This is a genomic window from Alienimonas chondri (assembly GCF_013036045.1).
Lineage (GTDB): Bacteria > Planctomycetota > Planctomycetia > Planctomycetales > Planctomycetaceae > Alienimonas > Alienimonas chondri.
Genome location: NZ_WTPX01000245.1, coordinates 1 through 4312 on the forward strand (window position 1 = coordinate 1; position 4312 = coordinate 4312).

Annotated in this window: 4 protein-coding genes and 1 pseudogene; all 5 read right to left on the reverse strand. The window is 66.1% G+C overall.

Features of this window, described 5'->3' with window-relative positions; all coding sequences use genetic code 11:
* Positions 1 to 186 precede the first annotated feature (186 nt).
* The gene (locus tag LzC2_RS20390; RefSeq protein WP_171189871.1) at positions 187 to 1617 is read right to left on the reverse strand and encodes a Gfo/Idh/MocA family protein; all 1431 of its coding nucleotides are present in this window, start codon (positions 1615 to 1617) and stop codon (positions 187 to 189) included.
* A gap of 95 nt (positions 1618 to 1712) precedes the next feature.
* Entirely contained in the window at positions 1713 to 3056 is a 1344-nt protein-coding gene (gene murD / locus LzC2_RS20395) for a UDP-N-acetylmuramoyl-L-alanine--D-glutamate ligase (RefSeq protein ID WP_206678834.1), read from the reverse strand.
* 24 nt (positions 3057 to 3080) lie between these two features.
* Complete coding sequence (locus LzC2_RS20400) at positions 3081 to 3287, reverse strand: hypothetical protein (RefSeq protein WP_206678835.1); 207 nt, start codon at positions 3285 to 3287, stop codon at positions 3081 to 3083.
* A gap of 24 nt (positions 3288 to 3311) precedes the next feature.
* Positions 3312 to 3518, reverse strand: coding sequence for a hypothetical protein (locus LzC2_RS20405; RefSeq protein WP_206678835.1), 207 nt, complete (start codon positions 3516 to 3518; stop codon positions 3312 to 3314).
* Between the two features lie 94 nt (positions 3519 to 3612).
* Positions 3613 to 4312, reverse strand: a pseudogene (locus LzC2_RS20410) (hypothetical protein); the annotation flags it as partial.

The window sequence follows — 4312 nt, forward strand, 5'->3', positions numbered from 1 at the left end:
CTCAGGGAGAGGGGCTGGGGGTGAGGGGGCTGGAACCGAGCGAGCGATCTTTAACGTCCACCGCTCGCTGTACCCTCCAAACCGCTCCCATCATTCAAAGCATGAGAAGGCTCGCTCACCCTCACCCCCGGCCCCTCTCCCTGAGGGAGAGGGGAGGCAGAGGAACCACCGCGTTCCGGCGTTGCGTCAGGCGTTCTGGCCCGGGTGCGTCCACGGATCGCGGTACGGTCGCAGCAAACGGCCGTTGGCTTCGTCGTCGCCTTCGACCCGCCATTCGCTCTGGTTCCACTTCAGAGAACGGCCCAGGTCCATCGACAGGTTCGCCAGGATACAGGCGACGCTGGAGGTCGCGCCCTGTTCGATATCGGCGACGGGACGCTTGGTCTGTCCGCCGGGCTGCTCGCTGACTTCGATCGCGCGCAGGAAGTCTTTCATATGCGCCCGGCTGGCGGGGACGACGTGCCGTTCGATCTGGGGTTCGTCCTTCTCCTCCGGGTACTTGTCCGGTTCGAGGACGACGTCGCCGTGCAGCGCGTCGTTTTTATTCCTGCGGGGGACGAAGTCGTACGATTGAACGCTCGCTTTGAGCGTCCCGTTCTCGCCGTGAATAAACGCCGCCCAGGGGTAATCCGGGTCGGGGGCCTCGCCCCAACTGCGATGCGTCCAGACGACGGGCAGATCGCCGAAGGTAAAGGTCGCGGTCTGGGTGTCGGAGATATTCGCCAGACTGTCCTTTTGAACGAGGATGCCGCCCTCGCTGTAGACGTTCTCGACGGGACCGAGGTCCAGCATCCAGCGGACCATATCGAGCATATGCACGCACATATCGCCCACGATGCCGTTGCCGTACTCCGTGAACGCCCGCCAGCTGCGGGGATGCGTCAGGTCCGTATACGGCCGCATCGGCGCCGGGCCGGTCCACGTTTCGTAGTCGAAGTGCGGCGGCGGGGGCACGGCGGGCGGATTGCGATTCGCCCGCATATGATAATAACAGCAGATCTCGACGTGCCCGATCTTGCCCAGCAGCCCTTCGTCGATCACCCGGTTCTTCGCTTCGACCAAGTGCGGCGTGCTGCGGCGCTGCGTGCCGACCTGCACCACGCGATTGTGTTTGCGGGCCGCGGCGATCATCGCCCGGCTCTCGGCGACGTCCACGCTGGTGGGCTTTTCGACGTAGACATGCGCCCCGGATTCGACCGCCGCGATCATCGGCAACGCGTGCCAATGATCGGGGGTGCCGACGAACACGATATCGAGATCCTTCTCCTTCAATAACTCCTGATAGTCAGCGTAGGTGCGAGGGGTCTTCCCCCCCTGCCGGGCGGCGATCATCTCCGCGGCCTCGGCGAGCATCTTGGCGTCCACGTCGCAAATCGCCACGACCTCCACCGGGGCGACCTGCAGCATGCGGAAGACGTCGCCCTTCCCGTACCACCCGCAGCCGATCAGCCCCACGCGACGCGGTTTGAACTCGCCGTTCTCGCCGGCGTATAAGCGGGGAGCCAATCCCGCGAGAACCCCGGCGCCCGCGACGCCGGCGCCGAGAAAACCGCGACGGCCGACTGCTCCGGCGGGCGGAGCGGCGTCTGGGCGAACGGAATGTTGAACGGGCGACATCCTCTGCACCTTTTCTTCAGATCGAACCGGGCGAACCGTCCGAGCGTACCGGCTTCGCAAACGCCGCGGCAAGCGGCGCGCTGGAACGCCCCCCATCAAGAGGCGTCAGCCGCCCGGGCATGGGGCCGGAGCTGTCGGTGCGCCAGTCTCGCAAACGCGGCGCCGCGGGCCTCGAAGCTCTCGAATTGGTCGAGGCTCGAACAGCCGGGCGATAAAAGGATCGCCCCGCCGGTGTGCTGCGCGTCTTGAAGAGCGGCGGCGAACGCCGCGTCCAGCGTGATGCTATTGAAGCAGCGATGATCGGGGGCGACCTTCAAGACCGCTGCACGCCACGCGGAAGCGGTGGCGCCGATGAAGTAGGCTCCCGCTGTACGGTCAGCGATCGCGGCGGCGGCCGCGGCTTGCAGATCCGCTCCCTTATCCGCCCCGCCGGCGATCATATATATGGGTCCGGGCGTCGCGTGCAGGGCGGCGATGAGGCTCTCCGGAGTCGTCGCGGCGCTGTCGTCGACGAACCGCACGCCGTCCCGCTCCGCAACCAGTTGCAGCCGATGCGGCGGGAGCGTCGCATTCTTCAAACCCGCTTCGACGTCGTCCGGCGAACAGCCCAGCGCCAGCGCCGCGGCCTCCGCGGCCGCGGCATTTTGAGCGTTGTGGGCGCCCGGCAGCGGGATCGATCGTTCGTCAAACAGAACCCGCCGGGCGGCGGTCGGCCAGATGCGCACGTCCGCGTCGGCCGCGTTCAAAATCGCCGTATCGGTCGGCCGCAGGTTCTCCAATAACCCCTGTTTCGCCGTGCGATAGGCGGCGAGGGTGCGGTGTCGATCGAGGTGATTCGCCGCGAAGTTCGTCACCACGGCGACATCGGCTCGGAAGCCGTTCTCGACAAGATATTCGAGTTGAAAGCTGCTCACTTCCCAGACGACCGAATCGCCCGGCCGGACGCGTTCGATCTCGTCCAATAAACTTCCCCCGCCGTTGCCGGCCAGCCACGCGGCGCCGCCCGTGCGAGCGTGCTTCGCCGATAGCATCGCGTGCAGCAGGGCGCAGGAGGTGCTCTTGCCGTTCGAGCCGGTGACCGCAGCGGTCGCGACGTTCGGCGGCAGCGCCGCGGCGGCGAGGGCCAGTTCCGTCGTCACCGGCACGCCCGCCGAGCGGGCCGCTCTTAATAAGTCGTGATCGTACGGAATCGCGGGCGAGGCGACGATCAGATCGGCGGTCATGAAGTCCGCAACGTCATGCCCGCCGAGTTTCAGAATCGCCGGTTCGCAGCCCAGCGTTTTCAGCGGTTCGGCCAACTCCTCCGCCGTGCGGCGATCGGTGAGGGTGACGTTCGCTCCCTCGCGGCATAAATACCGCACCGCCCCGGCCCCGCCGCCATGCGTGCCGAGACCCATGACAGTGACGGACGATCCTGAAGCGATCGCCGGTGCGTTCATGGGGAAGTCTCAATGACCAAGAACTCAAGAACCAAGATGGGAGCGCCCATCGTATTTGGTTCTTGAGTTCTTGGATAGCGGTTCGGCCAACTCCTCCGCCGTGCGGCGATCGGTGAGGGTGACGTTCGCTCCCTCGCGGCATAAATACCGCACCGCCCCGGCCCCGCCGCCATGCGTGCCGAGACCCATGACAGTGACGGACGATCCTGAAGCGATCGCCGGTGCGTTCATGGGGAAGTCTCAATGACCAAGAACTCAAGAACCAAGATGGGAGCGCCCATCGTATTTGGTTCTTGAGTTCTTGGATAGCGGTTCGGCCAACTCCTCCGCCGTGCGGCGATCGGTGAGGGTGACGTTCGCTCCCTCGCGGCATAAATACCGCACCGCCCCGGCCCCGCCGCCATGCGTGCCGAGACCCATGACAGTGACGGACGATCCTGAAGCGATCGCCGGTGCGTTCATGGGGAAGTCTCAATGACCAAGAACTCAAGAACCAAGATGGGAGCGCCCATCGTATTTGGTTCTTGAGTTCTTGGATATTGGAGCTTCGACAGCCTCAGTCGTCGTAATCGACCTTCACGTAGCCGTTGCGGCTGGTGAGGGTGACTTCATATTTTCCGTAGTCCAGATGCACGCGGTAGCCGTGGCGGGTGACCTTCACCTCCTCGGGCCGACAGGGCGGGACGCAGACGTCCACGAAGACCAGCCCGCCGCCGTCATCGCACAACGGATCGCACTCGCGGCAGCCGTGCAGGCAGCCCTTGCACGGACGGTGGAACAGCTTCGCCAGCCCGATCGGGGGCGCCGGACGGGAGGGGTCCGCGACGGCCACCACCTGATGGATCGCATGGGGGTGAATGTGGTCCGGGTCTTCGATCTCCACGCGACGGAACAGCGACATCCCTTCGCACAGGCCTAGATCGCACATTCCGCCGGCGGAACCTAACTCCGCGATCGGGCCGGCGCCGATGCCGCCGCCGTGGAGACCGGCGCCGCTGGGGAACCCGCCGCCGGCGTACAGGCCGCCGCTAGCATCGCCGAACGGCGTTCCGGTCGGCGGGAGGTAGTCGCCGCGACCGTACTGGCCGCCCGGGGGCGCGGGCGGGTGATAATCGCCGAACTGCGGATAGCCGGTCGTCCGCGGGGGTTCGGGCGTGCGGAGATCGCGGACCGGCACGCCGTTGCGAATGACGGTGTCCGAGGGCAGCGTCACCGTCGAACGCGGCGGCGAGTACGACCGCGGCGACGGCTGGGGC